General features: G+C 46.4%; 18 protein-coding genes. 10 read left to right on the top strand and 8 right to left on the bottom strand.

The features are described from left to right. Positions 1–5 precede the first annotated feature (5 nt). Positions 6–803 carry a hypothetical protein gene (locus NQ564_RS03915; protein WP_008147603.1) on the top strand — a complete coding sequence of 266 codons (798 nt, stop codon included), beginning with the start codon at positions 6–8 and terminating at the stop codon, positions 801–803. Positions 804–889: 86 nt separating this feature from the next. On the opposite strand, the gene NQ564_RS03910 is transcribed toward NQ564_RS03915, so the two are convergent. The 3 genes from NQ564_RS03910 to NQ564_RS03900 all read right to left on the bottom strand — a co-directional run bounded on the left by NQ564_RS03910 (position 890) and on the right by NQ564_RS03900 (position 5,943). Next, positions 890–1,378 (bottom strand): Dps family protein, encoded by a 489-nt coding sequence (locus tag NQ564_RS03910; RefSeq protein WP_008147602.1) that lies wholly within the window; start codon positions 1,376–1,378, stop codon positions 890–892. Positions 1,379–1,510: 132 nt separating this feature from the next. Continuing rightward, the gene (locus NQ564_RS03905) at positions 1,511–3,484 is read right to left on the bottom strand and encodes a glycoside hydrolase family 127 protein (RefSeq protein WP_039848083.1); all 1,974 of its coding nucleotides are present in this window, start codon (positions 3,482–3,484) and stop codon (positions 1,511–1,513) included. An 8-nt stretch (positions 3,485–3,492) separates the two neighbouring features. Continuing rightward, entirely contained in the window at positions 3,493–5,943 is a 2,451-nt protein-coding gene (locus NQ564_RS03900; protein ID WP_008147600.1) for a glycoside hydrolase family 127 protein, read from the bottom strand. 269 nt (positions 5,944–6,212) lie between these two features. On the opposite strand from NQ564_RS03900, the gene NQ564_RS03895 reads away from it, so the two are divergent. From NQ564_RS03895 to NQ564_RS03855, 9 genes are all read left to right on the top strand, one after another. Beyond that, positions 6,213–7,139, top strand: coding sequence for a hydrogen peroxide-inducible genes activator (locus tag NQ564_RS03895; RefSeq protein WP_008147599.1), 927 nt, complete (start codon positions 6,213–6,215; stop codon positions 7,137–7,139). Positions 7,140–7,832: 693 nt separating this feature from the next. Beyond that, positions 7,833–8,678 (top strand): prephenate dehydratase, encoded by an 846-nt coding sequence (locus NQ564_RS03890; RefSeq protein ID WP_005638685.1) that lies wholly within the window; start codon positions 7,833–7,835, stop codon positions 8,676–8,678. After that, on the top strand, positions 8,653–9,840 hold the full coding sequence (locus tag NQ564_RS03885; protein WP_008147595.1) for a pyridoxal phosphate-dependent aminotransferase: 1,188 nt from the start codon (positions 8,653–8,655) through the stop codon (positions 9,838–9,840). Before NQ564_RS03890 ends, NQ564_RS03885 begins: the two co-directional genes overlap by 26 nt. 35 nt (positions 9,841–9,875) lie before the next feature. Beyond that, complete coding sequence (locus tag NQ564_RS03880) at positions 9,876–10,940, top strand: bifunctional 3-deoxy-7-phosphoheptulonate synthase/chorismate mutase type II (RefSeq protein ID WP_008147594.1); 1,065 nt, start codon at positions 9,876–9,878, stop codon at positions 10,938–10,940. A gap of 73 nt (positions 10,941–11,013) precedes the next feature. Continuing rightward, positions 11,014–11,787 (top strand): prephenate dehydrogenase, encoded by a 774-nt coding sequence (locus NQ564_RS03875; RefSeq protein WP_008147592.1) that lies wholly within the window; start codon positions 11,014–11,016, stop codon positions 11,785–11,787. A gap of 132 nt (positions 11,788–11,919) precedes the next feature. Further along, positions 11,920–12,468 (top strand): DUF4833 domain-containing protein, encoded by a 549-nt coding sequence (locus NQ564_RS03870; RefSeq protein ID WP_008147590.1) that lies wholly within the window; start codon positions 11,920–11,922, stop codon positions 12,466–12,468. Positions 12,469–12,597: 129 nt separating this feature from the next. Beyond that, positions 12,598–14,673 carry a DNA topoisomerase 3 gene (locus NQ564_RS03865; protein ID WP_008147589.1) on the top strand — a complete coding sequence of 692 codons (2,076 nt, stop codon included), beginning with the start codon at positions 12,598–12,600 and terminating at the stop codon, positions 14,671–14,673. A 171-nt stretch (positions 14,674–14,844) separates the two neighbouring features. After that, positions 14,845–15,336, top strand: coding sequence for an NUDIX hydrolase (locus tag NQ564_RS03860; protein ID WP_008147585.1), 492 nt, complete (start codon positions 14,845–14,847; stop codon positions 15,334–15,336). 27 nt (positions 15,337–15,363) lie between these two features. Next, the gene (locus NQ564_RS03855; RefSeq protein WP_008147582.1) at positions 15,364–16,539 is read left to right on the top strand and encodes a phosphoribosylaminoimidazolecarboxamide formyltransferase; all 1,176 of its coding nucleotides are present in this window, start codon (positions 15,364–15,366) and stop codon (positions 16,537–16,539) included. 145 nt (positions 16,540–16,684) lie between these two features. Here NQ564_RS03855 and glmM read toward each other — a convergent pair whose 3' ends face one another. The 5 genes from glmM to rpe form a co-directional block, all read right to left on the bottom strand. After that, positions 16,685–18,073 (bottom strand): phosphoglucosamine mutase, encoded by a 1,389-nt coding sequence (gene glmM, locus NQ564_RS03850; protein ID WP_087375502.1) that lies wholly within the window; start codon positions 18,071–18,073, stop codon positions 16,685–16,687. 10 nt (positions 18,074–18,083) lie between these two features. Continuing rightward, positions 18,084–18,665, bottom strand: a complete 582-nt coding sequence (locus NQ564_RS03845) for a DUF4827 family protein (RefSeq protein WP_008147576.1) — start codon at positions 18,663–18,665, stop codon at positions 18,084–18,086. A 54-nt stretch (positions 18,666–18,719) separates the two neighbouring features. After that, on the bottom strand, positions 18,720–19,769 hold the full coding sequence (locus NQ564_RS03840; protein ID WP_021861961.1) for a DHH family phosphoesterase: 1,050 nt from the start codon (positions 19,767–19,769) through the stop codon (positions 18,720–18,722). 38 nt (positions 19,770–19,807) lie between these two features. Further along, entirely contained in the window at positions 19,808–21,088 is a 1,281-nt protein-coding gene (locus NQ564_RS03835) for a ComEC/Rec2 family competence protein (RefSeq protein WP_008147572.1), read from the bottom strand. 153 nt (positions 21,089–21,241) lie between these two features. Next, positions 21,242–21,892: a ribulose-phosphate 3-epimerase gene (gene rpe, locus NQ564_RS03830; RefSeq protein ID WP_021861959.1), complete on the bottom strand. Its 651-nt coding sequence runs from the start codon at positions 21,890–21,892 to the stop codon at positions 21,242–21,244. Positions 21,893–21,905 lie beyond the last annotated feature (13 nt).

Genomic DNA, 21,905 nt, shown 5'->3' with positions numbered 1-21,905 from the left:
ACAAGATGAAACAATACATTTATCAAATGATGATCTTGGCAGTCTCCACATGTTTGTGGAGCTGTCAGGACGATGATCCTAAACCGACGGTCGTTGAAGAACCGGATTGGAAATTGGAGTTGGTGGAAAACGATCCCGAACCGGAATGGGAAATGCCGGAAAGCGGAATCTATCAGTTCAGTATGACCGGCATAATGAAACTGTCCGATTTCCTCGAAGGATATGCAGACGAGACAGACGAAGTCTCTGCATTTATCGGCAATGAATGCCGGGGTGTAGTCAAAGCACAAGAATATAACGGGGAAAAGTTATTTTTCCTCTATATCCGGGGAAACTCGGCTGAGACACAAAAAGTGACTCTCAAATATTACAGTGCCAAGAACAAAAAATTATATGTCTGCAACGAGCTGTTCGACTTCGTACAAAACGGCACATATGGCAAGATTTCCGACCCGGCCATTCCTCCATTCGAAGAATCCGGAAAGTACCCGGAAGTGATGAGTGCCACTGTGGCTTTAGCCGAGTCACAGCCTTTCGAACGACGGGACAAAGATATTCTGGCAGCCTTCGTAGGAGAAGAATGCCGGGGTGTAGGGACGTTGACCGAAACAGATGGGCGTAAAGTGTACCAGTTTGAAATACGAGGTAAAAAAGGAGAAAACGCACCTGTCTACTTCATGTATTACAGCCTGCAGACCAGTGGTATCTATAAGGCTTCCGAATCTTTCCCCTTCGCCGACGAAGGGGTGAAAGGCTCCGAAGAAGAACCGTTCACGATATCTTTACAACCGGTTGTAAATTGACATTAAACTCCAACAAAAAGGCGGTCTCCTCACGAGGCCGCCTTTTCCAAACGCAACGAATAAATTATTAATTACTTACACACTTATTATTTCTTACAGTCGCAAGAAGAGTAAGCCACTAACATCCAAACCAATTTTTCCTGTTCCTTCAGGTAATCGCTCATCAATGCTACTGTCGCCTCGTCTCCGGATTCGGAAGCCAGAGAAAGCAATTTACGTTCTTCTGCAATAAACTGCCCGTAAGTGTTCAGAACGTTTTCCAACGCTTCGTCTGCACAAGATACGCCCGATACTTCCTTTACTTTGGCAACTTTCAGATATTCACTGAATTTATTAACAGGAATACCACCCAACATCAGGATACGCTCAGCCAGTTCGTCCACCTTTTCGGCGGCATCATTATACATATCTTCGAATTTGCTGTGAAGAACAAAGAAACCGTGTCCCTTGATATTCCAGTGAAAACCACGAAGGTTGGTATAGAATATCTGATAATCGGCTAATAACTGTTGTAATGCTTCAACTACTTTGCCTGTTGCAACTGCGTCCAAATGGATATAATCTAATGTCTTCATACTACTTTACTTTTTAATTGTTATACTTTTTGTTTTTCTTGTATTGCAAAGATACATCAGATATAAGTACTTGTCAAACAGATAATTTTTATACCGGAATAGACATACTCTATCGTATTTCGATAAAACAGATTACCGGTCCGATGCCGGAGACACAGCATTCACCTCCTGAGGCAGCCAAACGGCCATCTCTCCTTTACCACGGTGCGCCCAGGCATAGTAAGGGATCAAGGTCAACGTCACATCTTCGGCAGAAAGACGCCCGTCCCGGCCATAGCTCAAAGCCTGCGCCGCCACCTTGATCTCATCGATACCATACAATAAATCAGATTTGCGTTCGACCGTAAATGCAGGTTTCCGGTTCATTAATACATTCATGACACCAAAGCTATTATCAGGCCATTCGGCACAGTAAACGACAGGGCCACGCTCTACGGCTACACGCCCGCGATCGGCCTCCACCTTCACGTTGGCTTTGACCGTGCGAGGCTCCATATCGAAATGGACCTCCACCACATCCCCTTTCTTCCACTGGCGGGTAATCGAGAAATAGCCTTTATCCAGATTACTTTCCACCGGTTCACCGTTTACCTTGACAGAATAGCCCAATTGTTTACCATCAGAAAACATATACAGGTCGCTCGGAACCACTTCGCCCCTTACCCAACCCGGGACACGTATTTTCAACGTAAAATCTTGCTTACCCTTAGGAGCCACATCCAAACGGACATCGCCATCCCAGGGGTATCCGGTACTTTGAGTCAGCTTTAAGCTCTTGCCACCAACTTTCAGATCGGAAGAATTACTCATAAAGAGATTGACATATACATTTTTGTCATGAACTGCATATATATACCCCGGCAGCGAAGGAATAAAGCGGCAAATATTAGACGGACAACAAGCGCAACCGAACCAAGGTTTACGCTGATGCTGACCGGTCGATGCCAAAGGGTTCGGGTAAAAAAATCCATTGCCTTCAAGGGAAACACCCGAAATCAGGCCGTTATATAAGGTACGTTCCAGCACATCATAATATTTGGATTCGCCATGAAGCAGGAACAAACGATAGTTCCAATATACATTCCCGATTGCGGCACAGGTTTCACAATAGGCCGATAGGTTCGGTAGTTCGTAGTTCTTACCAAAGGCCTCTCCATTATTAGTAGCGCCTATACCGCCTGTAATATACAATTTCTTTGTCACCACATTCTCCCATATACGGTCGATCGCATGGACATATCCCGTATCGCCCGTCAAAGCAGCCACATCTGCCATACCGGAATACATATAAGCGGCCCGGACAGCATGCCCGACTGCCTCATCCTGCTCCAACACAGGTTTATGCGCCTGGCTATAGGCATCCTTACGTTCCGTATATCCCCGTTTGTCAAGGAAGAATTTGGCAAGGTCGAGATATTTCTTCTGTCCCGTCACCAAATAAAGTTTACAGAGTGCCATCTCGGCAATCTGGTGACCCGGTACACGGACGAGTTGCCCGGGCTTGTCGCCTATCGCTTTCTCGACACAATCGGCATATTTGATCGCCACATCCAAAAATGTCCTTTTACCGGTTGCCTGATAATGTGCGACAGCTCCTTCGACCATATGGCCCAGATTATAAAACTCATGACTCAGGTCTTCCACTTTTTCCCATCGTTTACTACCCGCCCATTCATGCGGATGTTGCGGGTTCATGGTACGGGCAGTATACAGATAACCGTCCGGTTCCTGTGCAGCCGCCACTACCATCAATACGCTATCGATATACTTGTCCAGCTTCTTATCAGGGTAAGTCTGCATCGAATAGCTTGCCCCCTCGATTGTTTTATACACATCCGTGTCATCAAACGAGAAACCTTCAACCTTATAATCGTTACTGGGATGAGCCGCTTTTGCAAAGTTTTCATATCGCCCGGTCTCTTCGCATTTGCTGAACGCAAGCGGTATAGTCACCTCACGGCTGGCTTTCAGTCTTTGCCCCCAAAAGCTATCGGTCACTTTTACAGATGTGAAAGGTACAGGCGTAATCGGATATCCGCCATCATGTGTCTGCGCACCGCCAGCCAGACTGATTCCGGCAAGTGCAAGTAATAAGATTCGTTTCATATTCAATATCAATTTACTTTCCATTCGATCACACCGCCCGACTCACCTTCCTGCAACTGGACAACCAGCTTCAATCCGGTAGTTTTCACAGGAGTAAAATCGACAGAATTATAGCAATCCTTCCTGCAACCATATTCACCTTTAGCCTCGACATCCTTCCAGCCGCTTCCTGCCTTATACTGTACTTTCCAGCTTGCCGGAACACGGTAATTTCCATCGTAATGATCGAAATCGAGCCAGTAGACCTGAACATTCCGGACCATCTCTGGACGGTCGAACACATACTCGATCGATTCCTGTGTCCCTTCTTTCAACCAAAAATACCAGTAAGGTTTCGACATATCATCCGAACTCTTCGGGTCCCATTGATCATTCACTCCGTAACACCACTCACGGCGTTCACAAGCAATGCCGTCTTTTTGGATCGGCGCACTGACAATCGTGTAAGACTTCGCACGGGAAGCGATGTCGGGCTCCGGCGTCGGTTTAGCATAACCGGCTGAAGCCGGAATCCAGACAGCCATTTCAGCATTACCGCGATTATTCCAGGTTGAATAAGGAATCAGTTTCACCGGGACCTCCGTTTCCGAGACCATACCGTTTTCTTTATTACGATCTAATTCCTTTACCGTAGTACTTAGCTCCACGATACCATTCAACTTCTCTTTTTCATATTGACAGGTAAAATCGGCATCTTCCGGAAGATATTTATTGAACACATGACGATCAGGCATATCCACCCCCTCCAGGCAATACACGACTGGCCCGCGTTCAACGGCCAGCAAACCTTGATCTGCCCGTACCTTCTCATGCGCTTTTACCCGCCGGACATCCATTGGCATACGAAGTTCGATGACATCGCCCGGCTCCCACTCCCGTTCGATCACGACATATCCATGATGCGCTTTCTCTTTCAAGGGTGTTCCATTTACAAAAACAGCACAAGGTTCCCTGTCTCTCTTTATATATGTATATAGATCGCTTCCGGGAACCGGTTCATTACCTGTCCAAGAAGGAATACGAAGTTTCAAACTGAAAGAAGAAGCCTTTCGCGGTGAAACAGTCAATTTGACCAGTCCATCCCAGGGATATTCCGTATCCTGAACCAATGTGACCGTATCGTTCGCCAAAGCAACCCGGCTCTCACTACCTACATATAAATTCACATAGAGACTATTTCCCTGTGTCGCATACATATATTTGGGAACAGAGGCCATAAAACGGGTTACATTACCTGGACAGCAGGCACAGCCGAACCAGGGAGCCCTTTCGTGCTGTCCCATCGATTCAAGAGGATTGTCATAGAAGAACTTGTCCCCGCTTAATGATACGCCCGAAATCACGCCATTATACAAAGCACGTTCCAGCACATCTATATATTTGGCATCTCCCGTTGCCAGAAACATACGTTGATTCCAATATACATTGGCAATGGAGGCACAAGTCTCGCAGTAGGCGCTATGATTGTGCAATTCATATTCCGGACCGAAACCTTCTCCTTGCGCACGCGATCCGATACCTCCCGTTATGTATAGTTTTTTTGTCGCCATATTATCCCATATCCGGCAGATCGCATGGAAATAGGCAGTGTCTTTCGTCAACGCCGCGACATCGGCCACACCGGAATACAGGTAACCGGCACGGACAGCATGCCCCACAATCTCCTCCTGCTGCAAAATCGGCATATGATCTTGGCTGTAGGCATTCAGGCGATGCCCATCCGTACCCCGCCCGGTTTCTTCAACGAAATATTTTGCCATATCCAGATATTTCCGGTCTCCGGTCACTTTATACAGTTTGGCAAGTCCCATTTCGATAATCGGATGGCCGGAGGGTACATGTTTCTGCATTTTGTCCAGACCGAAATCCTTACAGACCAAATCTGCATTTTTGATGGCGACATCAAGCAGGCTACGTTTGCCTGTCGCCTGATAATGGGCCACGGCAGCCTCATAAAGATGCCCGCTGTTATAGAGCTCATGGCTGTTCAGTTTTTCCCAACGGCGTGTCCCCCACCAGCGATTCAGCCGTTCGCATTTATTCGTCACACAGGTAGTCAGGTAGCCGTCCGGTTCTTGTGCAGCTCCGATCAACGTAATGACACTGTCCAGGTAAGCATCCAAATTCGGATCATATTTAATGGCAAGTGAATAGGACGCTCCTTCGATGATTTTATAAGGATCGGTATCGTCGAACGGAAAATCTCCCTTATGCTCCCCTTTGATCAGACCGCCAGCCAAAGCAAAGTTATCGAAACGTCCGTTTGCTTCACACTGCCTGAAAGCGGAAGGGATAGAGACAGTCCGGTTCACCTCGATACGGGGTGCCCAGAAATGATCCGTCACATGCACCTCTGTAAAAGGTACCTCGACTATAGGTTCGTCGGAATGATACGAAGTAGAATGACAGGAGCTGAAGGCAACTACGACTCCGATGGCTAACACTAACTTTTGCAGCATAGACTTTATTTGTTGTATGGTTATATATCTCAGTTAACAAACACAAAGAAAATCTATTTCTCAGACTTATAAAAGTATTTTGGCAATAAAATGTCTTTTTTACACAAATATTTCATCTGGCCTGCTTTTGCTTTCAAAACATAGATACTTTGAATACGAAACATATATGTTTTGAAATCGAATCATATATGTTTCGCATTGTATTTCATGATTTTTTCCTATCTTCGTAAAAATTATCGATATAGAGTCCGTAACAACAAACAAAGAATATGAATATACAACAACTCGAATACATCCTGGCTGTAGACACCTATCGCCATTTTGCCAAAGCTGCAGAACATTGCCGCGTAACCCAACCAACATTAAGTATGATGATCCAGAAACTGGAAGATGAACTGGGTGTGAAACTTTTCGACCGCAATATCCAGCCGGTCTGTCCTACCCCTGCCGGTCGTAAGGTGATCGACCAGGCACGCGTCGTCCTCTACCAGACTTCTCTGATTAAAGATATCGTAAATGAAGAAGAGCAATCTTTGAAAGGTACGTTCCGCCTCGCTGTATTACCGACGATCGCTCCTTATCTGCTTCCCCGCTTTTTCCAGCAAGTATCGGAGAAGCATCCTGATCTGGATATCCGTATCCTGGAAATGCAAACGGCTCCTACAACGAAAGCCCTCCTGAACGGAGAGATAGACGCCGCCATCATCGCGAACCAACCGACGGAGATGCAGCTACAGGGAGATATCCTATACTACGAACAGTTTTATGCTTATGTAGCCCGCAACGAAAGCGTGTTCAAGAAAGAGATGGTCCGTTCTGCCGATATCAGCGACGAACGTCTTTGGTTGCTGGATGAAGGACATTGTTTCCGCGATCAACTAATGCGCTTCTGTCAAATGGAAAAAGTCAAACTCCGCCAGGCAGCTTATCGTCTGGGAAGTCTGGAGACTTTTATGCGTATGGTAGAAAGCGGCAACGGCGTCACTTTCATTCCGGAGCTGGCTACCTATCAGTTAAGCGAACAGCAGAAAGAACTGGTACGCCCGTTTGCCATCCCCAAACCGGCACGTGAAATCGTCTGGGTAACCCGCAAAGATTTTATCCGGCATTCGGTCGCCGGTATTTTGATCGAAAGTATCCGAAAATCTATTCCAAAAGAAATGCGTACGCTGCAAGCGGGGTTGCGGGTGGTTTGAAACGGGACTGTTTTTCATGGGACGGGAGCAATCAAAAACAGCTTTCGTCCTATATCTCTCCGCATCATCCAACTTACCTAAATCAATCAAGAGACTATCCGGAATAAAAAAACACAGTAAAACAACAAGAATAACAATATGATACCTCTCAAGCCGGTTTTCATCCCATTTTGTAATGTTAAAAAATATTACCCGCTATACTAATTCCAAATATATGGGGTACTAATTCATTTTTCATAGGGTAGCAGTGACATTTTGACAAATAGCCGGATATCACAGTCCCGAATATTTTTGCGACAGGCAAAAAGAAACGGAAACAATCACCGATGTACTGCGAAATAAACATATGACCAATTCATGTCTATCTGGCAAAGAAGACACCCTGACGAAATAAATTTTTCGGATACAATGAAAAAAATTATCACTTTATGCTTGTAGTTTCCAAAAAAGCGTTACTTTTGCTGCGTATTTAAAAACAAAGAGACAAAATGAATCGATTTAGCTTTACATATTACTTTTATTACTTTTACTTTAGCAGAGTGAAGGCAGGAGTTTGTATGTAAAGCGTTGATGAATGAATGTATATATCAATAACAAAATATGAAGTCCTGCCGGTTTCGGTGGGACTTTTTTTTTAATGGACAATTGAGAATTGACAATTGACAATTTGAAAGACAAAAAAACAAAGAGAAGATGAAGAAGAAAGTAGCAATCCAGGGAATAGCCGGTTCGTATCACGACATAGCCGCCCGTAATTATTTCGAAGGTGAAGAGATTGAAATTATCGGTTGCAATACATTCAGAGATGTTATTTCAACCATCAAAAAAGATCCTTCCATTCTGGGAATGATGGCGATCGAAAATACGATTGCTGGTAGCTTGTTGCAAAACCATGAACTGATACGTGAAAGCGGTTTACAAGTTATCGGCGAATACAAATTGCGTATCTCCCACTCGCTGGTTGCACTTCCGGGGACCAATATCCACGATGTCAAAGAGGTCAACTCCCACCCGATCGCCTTGATGCAATGTACCGATTTCCTCGATACGTTGCCCAACGCAAAAGTGGTCGAGAAGGAAGACACCGCCATGAGCGCCCGGTGGATTTCGGAAAACCAACTGAAAGGACACGCCGCCATCTGTGGGAAACTGGCTGCCCAGATCTACAACATGGAAGTTCTTGCCGAAGGGATCGAGACAAACAAACGAAACTTTACCCGCTTCCTGGCAATAGCCGACCGGTGGACGGCAGACGAGATGCTCAAAGGTGAAGACAAAAACAAAGCGTCAGTCGTTTTCGCCCTCCCCCACACAGCCGGCAGCCTCTCCAAAGTTCTCTCTGTCCTTTCTTTCTACGACATGAATCTTTCCAAAATACAATCCTTGCCGATCATCGGCCGCGAATGGGAGTATCTGTTCTATATCAATCTGACATTTACGGATTACCTGCGCTACAAACAGGCATTGGATGCCATCAGACCGTTGACAAAAGACTTAAAAATATTAGGCGAATATGCAGAAGGAAAACAAAGTGTGTAAAACAATTACACCCGCTAACCGCGTAGGTAGCGTACAAGAATACTACTTTTCCAGGAAACTGAAAGAAGTAGCCGAAATGAATGCCGCAGGCAAAAACGTGATCAACCTCGGTGTGGGCAGTCCCGATCTTCCTCCTTCGCAGCAGACAATCGAGACATTGTGCGAACATGCCCGTCAGCCGAACGAACATGGTTACCAGCCGTATATAGGTATTCCTGAACTGCGTAAAGGCTTCGCCGACTGGTATAAAAAATGGTATGACGTAGACCTCGATCCAAAAACGGAGATCCAGCCGCTGATCGGTTCCAAAGAGGGAATCCTGCATATCTCGCTGGCATTCCTGAATCCAGGCGACGGAGTTTTGGTTCCCAACCCCGGCTATCCGACCTATAGTTCAGTAAGCAAACTGGTTGAGGCCAATCTGATCCCTTACGAACTGAAAGAAGAATTGGGTTGGCAACCGGACTTCGAAGAGCTGGAAAAAATGGATTTGTCGAATGTCAAGTTGATGTGGACCAACTACCCGAATATGCCGACAGGAGCCAATGCCAGCATGGAACTATACGAAAAGTTGGTCGCTTTCGGAAAAAAGTATGGGATTATTATCTGTAACGACAACCCATATAGCTTCATCCTGAACGAGCATCCGTTAAGTATCCTGTCCGTACCGGGAGCCAAAGACATCTGTATCGAAATGAACTCCATGAGTAAGGCCCACAATATGCCGGGTTGGCGTATGGCGATGCTTGCCTCCAATGCTCAATTCGTACAGTGGGTCCTGAAAGTGAAAAGCAATATCGACTCCGGACAGTTCAAGCCGATGCAGCACGCAGCCGTCGAAGCATTGAGCGCCCCGAAGGAATGGTATGACAATATGAACCGGGTATACCGCAGTCGCCGCGACCTCGCCGGAAAGATCATGCGCACGTTGGGATGCAAATATGACGAAAAGCAGGTAGGTATGTTCCTCTGGGGAAAAATCCCCGTCGAAGCAAAAGGCAGCGAAGCGATAGCCGACAAAGTTCTGTACGAAGCCAATGTTTTCCTGACACCGGGATTTATATTCGGCAGCCAGGGCGAACGATACATCCGCATCTCGCTCTGTTGCAAAAACGAAACCCTAGAGGAAGCGCTTCGACGAATTGTCTCGATTAACAATTAAAGAATCAATAATTAAAGAATTAAAAAAATAAAGATATGGAATTAGAATCAATCATGTTACCCGGCATAGACCCGCAGCGCCCTGTTGTAATCGCCGGTCCGTGTAGCGCAGAGACAGAAGAGCAGGTAATGGAAACAGCCAAAGGAATCGCCGATAAAGGCATCAAGCTGTTCCGCGCAGGAATCTGGAAACCTCGTACTAAACCCGGTGGATTCGAAGGAATCGGTGCAGAAGGCTTGCAATGGTTGAAACGGGTAAAAAAGGAAACAGGCATGTACGTGGCTACCGAAGTGGCAACGAAAGACCATGTATTCGAAGCATTGAAAGCAGGGATCGACGTGTTGTGGATCGGTGCCCGTACAACGGTTAACCCATTTGCCGTACAGGAAATTGCAGATGCATTGAAAGGCGTGGATATTCCGGTTCTGATCAAGAACCCGGTTAACCCGGATTTAGAGTTGTGGATCGGCGCTTTCCAACGTCTCTATGGAGCCGGTATCCGTCGCTTGGGCGCTATCCATCGCGGTTTCAGTTCTTACGATAAGAAGATGTACCGCAACCTCCCGCTCTGGCATATTCCTATCGAGCTTCGCCGCCGTATGCCGAACCTGCCGATCTTCTGCGATCCGAGCCATATCGGAGGCAAACGCGAATTAGTCGCTCCCCTCTGCCAGCAGGCTATGGATTTGAGTTTCGACGGCTTGATCATCGAATCGCACTGTAACCCCGATTGCGCCTGGAGCGATGCTTCACAGCAGATCACCCCAGATGTATTGGATTACGTTCTGAATTTACTGGTTATCCGCGACTCCAACCAGACAACGGAAAACCTGGCCGAACTCCGCCGCCAGATCGACGGTATCGACGAACAATTATTGGAGTTGTTGGCTAAACGTATGCGCATCTCCCGCGAGATCGGTGTGTATAAGAAAGAACACAATATGCCGATCCTGCAATCACCACGCTACAGCGAGATCCTGGAAAAGCGTTCTAACATGGGTGAACAGATGGATTTGAGTACGGAATTTGTAAAAGAAATCCTGAAAGAAATCCATGAAGAATCCGTCCGTCAGCAGATGATCATCATGAATGAACAATAATAATTTGCCAATACTAATGTGCCATTGGCAAATTAGCTCATTGGCGCATTAGTACATTAAACAATTATTGATAATGAAAATACTGATATTGGGTGCAGGGAAGATGGGATCTTTCTTCACCGATTTGCTTAGTTTTGAACATGAAGTGGCCGTACTTGAAAACGATCCGAAGCGGATGCGTTTCATTTATAACGCCCTTCGCCTGCAAAAGCCGGAAGAAGTAGCCGAGTTCAAGCCAGAATTAGTCATCAACTGCGTGACGTTAAGCTATACGATCGAAGCGTTCAAAAGTGTCATGCCTTACCTGCAACCCTACTGCATCATCTCGGATATCGCATCAGTCAAGACGCACCTGAAAGAATTTTACGAGACATGTGGCTTCCCGTATGTTTCTACCCACCCGATGTTTGGTCCGACATTCGCCAACCTGGGACAACTGGAAAAAGAAAATACGATCATCATTTCCGAAGGGGATCATCTGGGAAAAATATTCTTCAAAGATATCTATTCCAGCCTGCGCCTGCATATCTGCGAATATACTTTTGAGGAACATGACAAAGTAGTGGCTTACTCGCTCGGCATTCCGTTTGCATCCACAATGGTGTTCGCTGCCACGATGAAACACCAGGATGCTCCGGGTACGACCTTCAAACGTCACATGAAGATCGCCAGAGGCCTGCTTTCCGAAGATGATTATCTATTGACGGAGATCCTTTTCAACCCGCGCACGCCTCACCAGATTGCACGCATCCAGGAGGAACTGGACATTTTACAGGGGATCATCAAAGACAAAGATTCGGAAGGAATGAAGGAATACCTGACAAAGATCAGGAAGAATATCGAATAATACAGTACATTTTGACACACCGCTTTCAAGATACAATTCGGTAACAACAAATCGTTCCATAGGTGTGAGTCATCCAGCTCACACTTGTGGAACAACTTATTTAATGACATTCATACCATAAAACAAACGATTATGAACAACATCATCCACTTTATGGCAAGACTATCATTGCTATATTACCTGTTATGGAGTACTTCCATTCATGCTTATGCGCACAACCGAGATACTGACCCAAACTCCACATACCCGACACCGAACCGTCTTTTCCACATTGCACGTAGCTTGAATCGCAACCTCGTCTGCTATGATGCCAACCAAGCCAATGGCAAGCTGGACACCAAAGAACCCGTAAAAGTTTACTGGCTGAACCGGGAAAAGGAGCCGGGGAAAACCAACGGATTAAGTTTCATACAAAAGAAGATGGCCTACGGTTACAAAGTGGTTTCAGTGGCAGAACATACTTGCACGATCACCCTCACGGCTTATCCGGAAAGGGAACTGACGATCTGCCGGGAGGGGGATCACTTCGTCTGCCGTGTCAAGATAGACAATCGGCAGGCTATACTACAATCTTTGTATGTCAAGGCCAGCCCTAATAATCCGCTGAACGTGGAATACGTGGAGCTGCAAGGCATAACAACCGATACCGGCGTCCCTGTCACGGAAAAGGTCAGCAAATAAAAAGAAACGCGGCTATTATCAACTACACAGGTCTTTGAACTTTTTGCAACTATTTTGCAACTAAAAAATGTAAAAGCCGCTTGAAAAGCGTATTTTTGCAAGACTGTTTCAAAAAAGAGTGTTTTACGGATGAAGGTATGTATAGCTGAAAAGCCCAGTGTAGCGCGCGAAATCGCAGAAGTTCTCGGGGCAACCAAAAAGATGAATGGATATATGGAAGGAAACGGGTACCAAGTAACCTGGACCTTCGGACATCTGTGCACTCTTAAAGAACCCAACGATTATTCGGACAACTGGAAACGATGGAGCTTGGCTTCCCTCCCGATGATCCCACCCCGGTTCGGGATCAAGCTGATCAGTAACCCGACATACGAACAGCAATTCAAAACCATAGAAGAGCTGATGCAAAAGGCCGAAATGGTCATCAACTGTGGGGATGCCGGCCAGGAAGGAGAACTGATCCAGCGTTGGGTGATGCAAAAGGCCGGCTGTAAATGTCCGGTCTACCGCCTGTGGATATCTTCGCTGACTGAGGAAGCGATCCGCGAAGGTTTCCAACACCTGAAAGAACAGTCCGATTTCACCAAGTTGTATGAGGCCGGTCTTTCCCGTGCCATCGGTGATTGGCTATTAGGGATGAACGCGACGCGCCTCTACACGCTTCGCTACGGACAAAACCGGCAAGTGCTCTCCATCGGACGGGTGCAAACGCCTACCCTTGCACTTATCGTAAACCGGCAGGCTGAAATAGACAATTTCAAGCCGGAACCCTATTGGGAATTGAAAACAGTCTACCGGAACACGACCTTCTCGGCCACCAAAGGCAAATTCACAAAGAAAGAAGAAGGGGAAGCCTTCTTGGAAATAGTCCGGCAAAAAGATTTCACCGTCACCGACATATCTGAAAAGAAAGGTAAGGAATATGCTCCCCGCCTCTTTGACCTGACTTCGTTGCAGGTGGAATGTAATAAGAAATTTGCTTTCACGGCAGACGATACATTAAAACTGATCCAATCACTATACGAAAAGAAAGTGACGACCTACCCGCGTGTCGATACCACTTTCCTAAGTGATGACATCTACCCGAAAGTACCCAACACCCTCAGTGGCTTAGTCGATTATGCCGACCTGACAGCTCCGCTGCTGAAGGCGAAGATACGGAAAGATAAACGCGTATTCGATAATTCAAAGGTAACGGACCACCATGCCATCATCCCGACCGGCGTACCGGCACGTAACCTGACAGACAACGAACGGAAAGTGTACGACCTGGTGGCCCGCCGTTTCATCGCGGCTTTTTATCCGGACTGCGAAATCTCAACTACTACGGTATTAGGCAAAGTCGACAAAGTGGATTTCAAGGTAACAGGTAAACAGATACTTAAACCGGGATGGCGCGTCGTGTTCGGGGCAGAGCAGAAGGACCCGGATGCCGAACCGTCAGACGAAGAAGGTGTATTGCCAGATTTCGTAAAAGGAGAAAGCGGCCCCCACAAACCGACATTAGGCGAAAAATGGACACAGCCTCCCAAACCCTATACCGAAGCGACGTTACTCCGCGCGATGGAAACCGCCGGTAAACTTGTGGACAATGACGAATTGCGAGATGCATTGAAAGAAAACGGCATAGGCCGTCCTTCCACTCGCGCCGCCATCATCGAGACTTTATTCAAACGTAACTATATCCGCAAGGAACGCAAGAACCTGTTTCCTACAGCTACAGGTGTGGAACTCATCGGCACGATACAGGAAGAGCTGTTGAAAAGCGCCGAACTGACCGGCCTCTGGGAAAAGAAACTCCGGCAGATCGAACGAGGCACCTACGAGGCCCGTACTTTTTTGGAAGAGCTTAAGGTGATGGTCCACCAAGTAGTGATCAATGTCCTCTCCGACCAAACCGGACGCACCATCACGATCGAGCAGACTGCCCCGGAAAAGCCCCAAGCCAAAAAGGAACCGAAAGAAAAAAAACCGCGCAAACCGCGTGCCAAGAAGGATAAGACAGCCAATCAACCGGAAACAGCAACCGCTCCCGCAAAACCAGTATGCCCGATCTGTAAGAAAGGCAACATCCTGCGTGGGAAAACGGCTTACGGCTGTTCCGAATATAAGAGTGGTTGTACGTTCCGCCTGGATTATGCCACTTATGGGGAAAGGCTATCGGATGAGGAATTAGTTAAAGTAATTAGTGGGATTGGGAAATAATATGGTTTAATGTGTCTGGATTCCTAATAAACGACTGTTTTGCATGATACTCAACCAATGGTTCACGCAAACGATTAGGCAGTTCATTTATTTCTTTATATTCCATATATCATATATTTATTGGTAAAGATAACCTTATTTCTCTATCTTTGTTCTCAAAATCTAAAATCAATGACAGAAGAATGGTTCCCTTTGGTCAATGAAGAGGGAGAGATAATAGGAAAAGCTACCCGTAAGGAGTGCCATGGCGGATCAAAAATGTTACATCCGGTAGTGCACCTGCATATTTTCAATGACGCGGGTGACCTCTACCTGCAAAAGCGTTCGATGAACAAAGATATCCAACCCGGTAAATGGGATACAGCCGTGGGAGGCCATATCGATTATGGTGAGACGGTCGAAGATGCCCTTCGCCGGGAAGTACGGGAAGAATTAGGGATAACAGATTTCATCCCGCAATTCATCACCCGTTATGTATTCGAATCGGCTATAGAAAAAGAATTGGTCAACACCTATCGTACCACTTACGACGGTCCGATCACCCCCGACCCTTCTGAACTGGACGGAGGACGTTTCTGGTCCTCTACCGAAATCCTTGAAAATATAGGGAAAGAAGTTTTCACCCCCAACTTCGAAAGAGAATATAAACGGTTATTCATGTAAACTGCAAAAACACTAAAGCATAAAGCAATGGCAAAAGAATTAGAACTCAAGTACGGCTGTAACCCCAACCAGAAGCCGTCGCGCATTTTCATGCAGCAAGGGGAACTGCCCATAGAAGTCCTGAACGGACGTCCCGGATACATCAACTTCCTGGATGCGTTTAACAGCTGGCAATTAGTAAAAGAACTGAAAGAAGCAACCGGACTGCCAGCCGCCGCTTCCTTCAAACACGTAAGCCCAGCAGGAGCCGCCGTGGGAATCGAGATGAGCGATACGTTGAAGAAAATCTATTTTGTGGACGATCTTCCACTCACTCCGCTTGCAACCGCTTATGCCCGCGCCCGCGGTGCCGACCGCATGTCGTCTTACGGCGACTTCATCGCACTCAGCGACACATGCGACGAAGCGACTGCACGCCTCATCAACCGCGAAGTTTCCGACGGTGTCATTGCTCCTGACTATACGCCGGAAGCTCTTGAAATCCTGAAGAATAAACGAAAAGGCACTTATAATGTCATCAAAATCGATCCGGACTACCGCCCTGCCTCCATCGAACACAAAGATGTTTTTGGCATCACATTCGAACAGGGACGTAACGAGATCAAGTTAGACGAAAGCCTGTTGACCAACATCCCGACCCAGAACAAAAACTTCCCGGACGAAGCGAAGCGTGACCTGATCATCGCCCTTATCACGCTAAAATATACACAGAGTAACTCAGTCTGCTATGTTAAGGATGGGCAGGCCATCGGTATCGGTGCCGGCCAGCAAAGCCGTATCCACTGTACCCGCCTGGCAGGTAATAAAGCGGATATCTGGTACTTGCGCCAGCATCCGAAAGTAATGAACCTGCCCTGGATCGAGAAAATCCGCCGTGCAGACCGCGACAACACGATCGACGTCTACATCAGCGACGACCACGAAGACGTTTTGGCCGACGGTATCTGGCAGCAATTCTTCACTGAAAAGCCGGAAGTCCTGACACGCGAAGAAAAACGTACCTGGTTAGACACGCTGAAAGGTGTTTCATTGGGCTCCGACGCCTTCTTCCCATTCGGCGACAATATCGAACGGGCACATAAGAGCGGCGTGGATTATATCGCGCAAGCAGGCGGTTCCGTCCGTGACGACCATGTGATCGACACGTGTGACAAATACGGCATCACAATGGCATTCACAGGCATACGGTTATTCCACCATTAACAAGAACCCCTTGTTTTTAAAACACCGGTGTTTTCTATATTAAACATCGGTGTTTTGAAATCGAAACATATATGTTTTGAAAAAGACAAAAAAAGAGGTTATGCTTGATTGCATAACCTCTTTTCTTTTTTATCTTGATGAAAGATTATTTACACATATCGCGAATGATCTGAATCAGCTCGTCACCAATCTCTTCCGCTTCCTGCATCGTGTGAGCTTCGGAATAAATACGGATAATCGGTTCCGTATTGCTCTTACGCAGATGCACCCATTTTTCAGGGAAGTCGATCTTCACACCATCGATATCGGTGATATCATACTGGGCAAATTTCTCTTTTACTTTTGCCAAGATAGCATCTACATCGATATCCGGAGTCAGTTCTACTTTCTTCTTGGAAATGAAGTACGGAGGATAGGAAGCACGCAGTTCGCTTGTCTTCATCTGCTTCTTTGCCAGATGAGTCAGGAACAAGGCGATACCCACCAAAGCATCACGACCGTAATGGCTGGCCGGATAGATCACACCTCCATTGCCTTCGCCACCGATAATAGCATTAGTCGCTTTCATCTTCGTTACGACATTCACTTCGCCCACTGCTGCCGCATTGTACTCGCAACCATGAGCACGGGTAACGTCACGCAGAGCACGGCTTGAGCTCAGGTTGCTGACCGTATTACCCGGTGTATGACTCAAAACGTAGTCGCTGACAGCCACCAATGTATATTCTTCTCCAAACATCTCCCCATCTTCGCTGATAATAGCCAGACGGTCTACGTCCGGGTCCACAACAAAACCGACATCGGCTTTGGCATGCTTCATCAGGTCGGAGATCTCCGTCAGGTTTTCAGGGATCGGTTCCGGATTATGTGCAAAGTTACCGTGAGGAGCACAATGCAACTTGAAAATTTCCTTTACCCCCAAAGCTGAAAGCAATTCAGGAATAACAACACCGCCTACCGAGTTTACACAGTCAATAGCGACACGGAAATTAGCAGCTTTGATAGCCTCGACATCCACCAAATCCAGCTTCAACACACTCTCGATGTGCTTTTGATTGTAAGTATTATTGACATAGACTTTTCCTAAATTGTCGACATCGGCAAATACGAAACTTTCTTCAGCAGCAATCTTCAGCACCTCGGCACCTTCGGCAGCATTCAAGAATTCCCCCCGTTCGTTCAATAACTTCAGGGCATTCCATTGTTTCGGATTGTGGCTGGCAGTCAAAATGATACCGCCACAAGCTTCTTCCCAGGCAACAGCCAACTCGGTAGTCGGAGTAGTAGCCAGATCGATATCTACCACGTCAAAGCCCATTCCCGTAAGCGTACCGAGAACGACTTGTTTAACCATCGGACCGGAGATACGTGCATCACGACCTACCACGATCTTGTTTGTTGTCACCTTCGTGTTTTTCTTAATGAATGTAGCATAAGCAGCCACAAACTTAACAATAGCCAACGGATTGAGCCCGTCTTCCGGGTTCCCGCCTATTGTCCCACGGATACCAGAAATAGATTTAATCAGTGTCATTTAGTTAGATTTATTTTATAAAAGTATACTTCACTTTCTCAAAAAACACAGGTGTCCCTGAGCTTTGAAAATCACTGCTCATCAGTTTAAACGGAACGATTAGTTTGACAACCGCGCTGTCTCCCACGTAAGGAAGTCCGGCACCTAAACCTTCACAAATAAACATATCCCATGTATAAGAGTAATCAGGATTCAAAGAAGTATAATAACCATATCTGAACTCTACCGGATGTGTACCGTTTGAATTAGGACCGAGCAGGTCGACGGTACCGGTTCCCATGCTACTGTTTTCCATAAACATCCGGGCGATGAAACGAGAACGGATCGCCGTTTGCCCCAGCACCGCACGTTCACTGTTTCCTTTATTGACGATATTCAGATAAACACCATTATCCAACTCAACAAATTCATTTTCCTTAAAAATACTGTCAGTCGGAAATTCTTCCAGAAAAACCAATCCGCTATCCGCACGCAAACGATCAATAGCTTTCTCCTGGGCCTTCAACATATCAGTGTATGACTTTGTCTTGTCACACGACACCACCATTATGGCGGCGCACATAATCAACAGGATATAAAAACCTCTCTTCATCTGTTACCTATTTATTGTAAATGAATGGCAAATGTATACAATCTCCGCCATATCTCAGTCATGTTTATCTAAATCTTCTGTTTTATTAGGATTAAATTCCTCCAGGCCTTTTTCAAATACGGCAACAGCATCGGCCAATGAGCCATAAAATTCTCCACCCGAAGCATTTTTATGTCCGCCGCCATTGAAATAGCGGCTTGCAAACTGGTTGCAGGGGAAATCACCGACAGACCGAAGCGAAATCTTCACATAATCCTTATCTTCGCGAATAAAGACACTGAAAGCCACATTTTCGATGCTCAACGGCAGATTGACAAATCCCTCCGTATCACCTGTCACATAATGGAAACGGTTCATCTCTTCCAGCGAAAGCGTGATCAGAGCGGCATGTTGCTCGGGATAAACTTTCATTTTTTCATACAGAACGTATCCCATCATCCGTAAACGGCTTTCCGAATATACCTGGTTCACTTTCCGGTAGATCAAATCCTTATCGATACCTTTCTTGATCAGTTCGCTTATGATCGTATAAATTTCCGGCTTATTCGAATTGTAGGTAAACGAACCGGTATCCGTCATCATACCCGTATAAATACAAGCGGCACAATCTTTATTGATCAGGTCGAACATCCCCATACGACAGATGAAACGGAAAACCATTTCGCTCGTAGACGACATTTCAGGATATGACATCGTAACCCGGCAAAAATCGGCCGGATTCAGATGATGGTCGATCATCACTCTACGCCCCTCTGCCGCCACAACAGCCGGAGCCAATTTTTCGATACGCTTGGGTTCGTTGAAATCGAGGCAGAATATGACATCCGCATCCCGGATCAGCTGTTCGGCAAAATCAGGATATTTCTCATGAATGACGATTTCTTTATGTCCCGGCATCCATTTATAGAACTGGGGAAAATCGTTAGGGACCACTACCGTCACGTTATCTTTTCCATAGGCTGTCAGAAAATGGTACAGTCCCAATGCGGAACCTATAGCATCCCCGTCAGGGGTAACATGTGTCACTATTACAAAACTTTCGCCTTTCTCGACGTACTTCTTGGCTTTCTGAATTTTCTCTTCGTGAATGATTTTCGTAATCATATATTCTCTTATTTTCAATGACAAAGGTACTACTTTTTTTAGATTCCACACAGCTTTAAATTCTCAATCACCCGGACAAGAAGTATAATTAACAACAAAAACAGAATGACGAGCAAATAACGCGAACGTCCGGTATGACCATACAACAGGATAGACAAAAGCATTCCATACGCCACCAGCATCGCAGGAAAATCGAACCGGAAGGAGAAAACCGCCCCCGGTACCCGGCTAAAAGCATCGACAACCCAAAGCAGGCCGTGTGCCAACCATTCCACCCCAACCTGCAACCAGCCATACTCAGGAATCCATTCAGGCAAAAACATATAGACCAAACTTGCCGGTATCAACAAAGTCGCTAGAAACGTAAGCGGCAAGTTCGTCAACAAAAAGACAGTCGAAAACTGCCCGAAATAATACAGACATAAAAAAGTCGTGCCCGCCTGTGCCGACAGGGTGACCGTGACCCACCCCCACGGTGTCCTCAAAAACGGATTATGCACCTTTATCAACGCCTGCAATCGGGGCTGGAAATAAAGGATGGACAGCACGGCCAGATAACTCAGCTGGAAACCTATGTCGAATAAGTACAAGGGTTCATAAACCAACATGCAAAAAGCGGAAGCCGCCAATATATTATAACGCTCCGCCCTCCTATCCAACACTCTGCCCGTCAGATACATTGTAAGCATCAACGCTGCCCTCACAGAAGAGGCCGCCAAGCCCGTTATCGCAGCAAATCCCCACAATAGCACAAGCAGCGAGATGTAGCGAATCCACCGGCAACATCCATTCCTGGGGAGAAAAGAAAAAAGAAAAGATAAAAAGCCACAGACGATTGCCACATGAAAGCCGCTTACGGCCAGGATATGTGCTACCCCCGTAGCCGAAAAACGGTTCCGCACCTCCCGACTCATAGCTTGCCGGTAACCGACAGTAATAGTGGCCAGTACAGATTTTTCTTCATCGGTCAGATTTAGTTTTGCGATCGGCTCCAATAATCGTTGCTGTTCTTCCCGCGCCCAACGGGAAAGAAGGGAAGCCGGATGTTCCGACAAGGCTTCAAACTGCGAACAAGCAGTCTTTTGTATCGAAAGGAAAAGTAACAGAGACAAGAAAACCACTCCCCACAGCCAACGGGTTTCATAACAAAAATGCTCCTGCCCTCTCAAGGCAAGACCGGCTGTGGTAAGGATAATAACAGGGAGCAATAGTAATACCCAGGAATAAGTACAACACGAAAAAACGGTCTGTAGCATAATCCCCGCAATCCAGACAAGCAGCGGACGGGCAAAGGGACGGATCTGTAATTCTTTTATCATAATGTAAGGTTTTGAAATGGTTGGTTTAAGGCTTGATCGGTATTGCACAAAGGACGTCATTCCGTAGGGGCAGTGCTCTGCTCTGCTCATTGCATCCAATAAAGGTACGATTTCTGATTGGGCGGAGTAGAACCCCGCCCCTACGAGTCGACATTATAATTCTTTCAGTTCCCGGATCGTCTTCAACGGATCAGGGGAACGGAAAACAAAACTACCGGCAACCAGCACGTCCGCCCCCACCTCAAGCAAAGGTTTCGCCGTCTGCATATTGACACCGCCATCAACTTCGATCAAGGTATTCAACCCTTTTGCCAGGATCATATCTTTCAGACGAGCTGTTTTATCTATCGAATGTTCAATAAACTTTTGCCCTCCATAACCCGGATTTACCGACATGAGCAATACCATATCCAAATCCTGCAAGATATCTTCCAACAAGGAAATCGGCGTATGCGGATTCAATGTAACAGCCGCCTTCATTCCCGCCTCTTTGATCGCCGCCACTGTACGGTGCAGATGTGTACAAGCCTCATAATGCACATTCATCATATAAGCGCCCGTAGCCGCCACTTCCGGAATGAACTTTTGCGGTTCCACGATCATCAGATGTACATCCATCGGTTTCTTGCAGATTGGCTTCAACGCTTCCAGAACCGGAAAACCAAACGATATGTTAGGAACGAACACACCGTCCATTATGTCCAGATGCAACCAATCAGCATCACTCTCGTTGATCATTTCCACTTCCCGCTGCAGGTTCAGAAAATCAGCAGCTAACAGAGAAGGTGCTATTTTATGTTTCATACTCTTTTTGCTT

It is taken from the genome of Parabacteroides johnsonii DSM 18315 (genome assembly GCF_025151045.1).
Taxonomy (GTDB): Bacteria; Bacteroidota; Bacteroidia; order Bacteroidales; family Tannerellaceae; genus Parabacteroides; species Parabacteroides johnsonii.
This window is presented reverse-complemented; position numbering and strand designations above follow the sequence as displayed.

Bases quoted from the DNA above. Each gene is read 5' to 3' on its own strand.
- NQ564_RS03915 (WP_008147603.1), top strand. From the start codon at position 6: ATGAAACAATACATTTATCAAATGATGATCTTGGCAGTCTCCACATGT.
- NQ564_RS03910 (WP_008147602.1), bottom strand. From the start codon at position 1,378: ATGAAGACATTAGATTATATCCATTTGGACGCAGTTGCAACAGGCAAA.
- NQ564_RS03905 (WP_039848083.1), bottom strand. From the start codon at position 3,484: ATGAAACGAATCTTATTACTTGCACTTGCCGGAATCAGTCTGGCTGGC.
- NQ564_RS03900 (WP_008147600.1), bottom strand. From the start codon at position 5,943: ATGCTGCAAAAGTTAGTGTTAGCCATCGGAGTCGTAGTTGCCTTCAGC.
- NQ564_RS03895 (WP_008147599.1), top strand. From the start codon at position 6,213: ATGAATATACAACAACTCGAATACATCCTGGCTGTAGACACCTATCGC.
- NQ564_RS03890 (WP_005638685.1), top strand. From the start codon at position 7,833: ATGAAGAAGAAAGTAGCAATCCAGGGAATAGCCGGTTCGTATCACGAC.
- NQ564_RS03885 (WP_008147595.1), top strand. From the start codon at position 8,653: ATGCAGAAGGAAAACAAAGTGTGTAAAACAATTACACCCGCTAACCGC.
- NQ564_RS03880 (WP_008147594.1), top strand. From the start codon at position 9,876: ATGGAATTAGAATCAATCATGTTACCCGGCATAGACCCGCAGCGCCCT.
- NQ564_RS03875 (WP_008147592.1), top strand. From the start codon at position 11,014: ATGAAAATACTGATATTGGGTGCAGGGAAGATGGGATCTTTCTTCACC.
- NQ564_RS03870 (WP_008147590.1), top strand. From the start codon at position 11,920: ATGAACAACATCATCCACTTTATGGCAAGACTATCATTGCTATATTAC.
- NQ564_RS03865 (WP_008147589.1), top strand. From the start codon at position 12,598: ATGAAGGTATGTATAGCTGAAAAGCCCAGTGTAGCGCGCGAAATCGCA.
- NQ564_RS03860 (WP_008147585.1), top strand. From the start codon at position 14,845: ATGACAGAAGAATGGTTCCCTTTGGTCAATGAAGAGGGAGAGATAATA.
- NQ564_RS03855 (WP_008147582.1), top strand. From the start codon at position 15,364: ATGGCAAAAGAATTAGAACTCAAGTACGGCTGTAACCCCAACCAGAAG.
- glmM (WP_087375502.1), bottom strand. From the start codon at position 18,073: ATGACACTGATTAAATCTATTTCTGGTATCCGTGGGACAATAGGCGGG.
- NQ564_RS03845 (WP_008147576.1), bottom strand. From the start codon at position 18,665: ATGAAGAGAGGTTTTTATATCCTGTTGATTATGTGCGCCGCCATAATG.
- NQ564_RS03840 (WP_021861961.1), bottom strand. From the start codon at position 19,769: ATGATTACGAAAATCATTCACGAAGAGAAAATTCAGAAAGCCAAGAAG.
- NQ564_RS03835 (WP_008147572.1), bottom strand. From the start codon at position 21,088: ATGATAAAAGAATTACAGATCCGTCCCTTTGCCCGTCCGCTGCTTGTC.
- rpe (WP_021861959.1), bottom strand. From the start codon at position 21,892: ATGAAACATAAAATAGCACCTTCTCTGTTAGCTGCTGATTTTCTGAAC.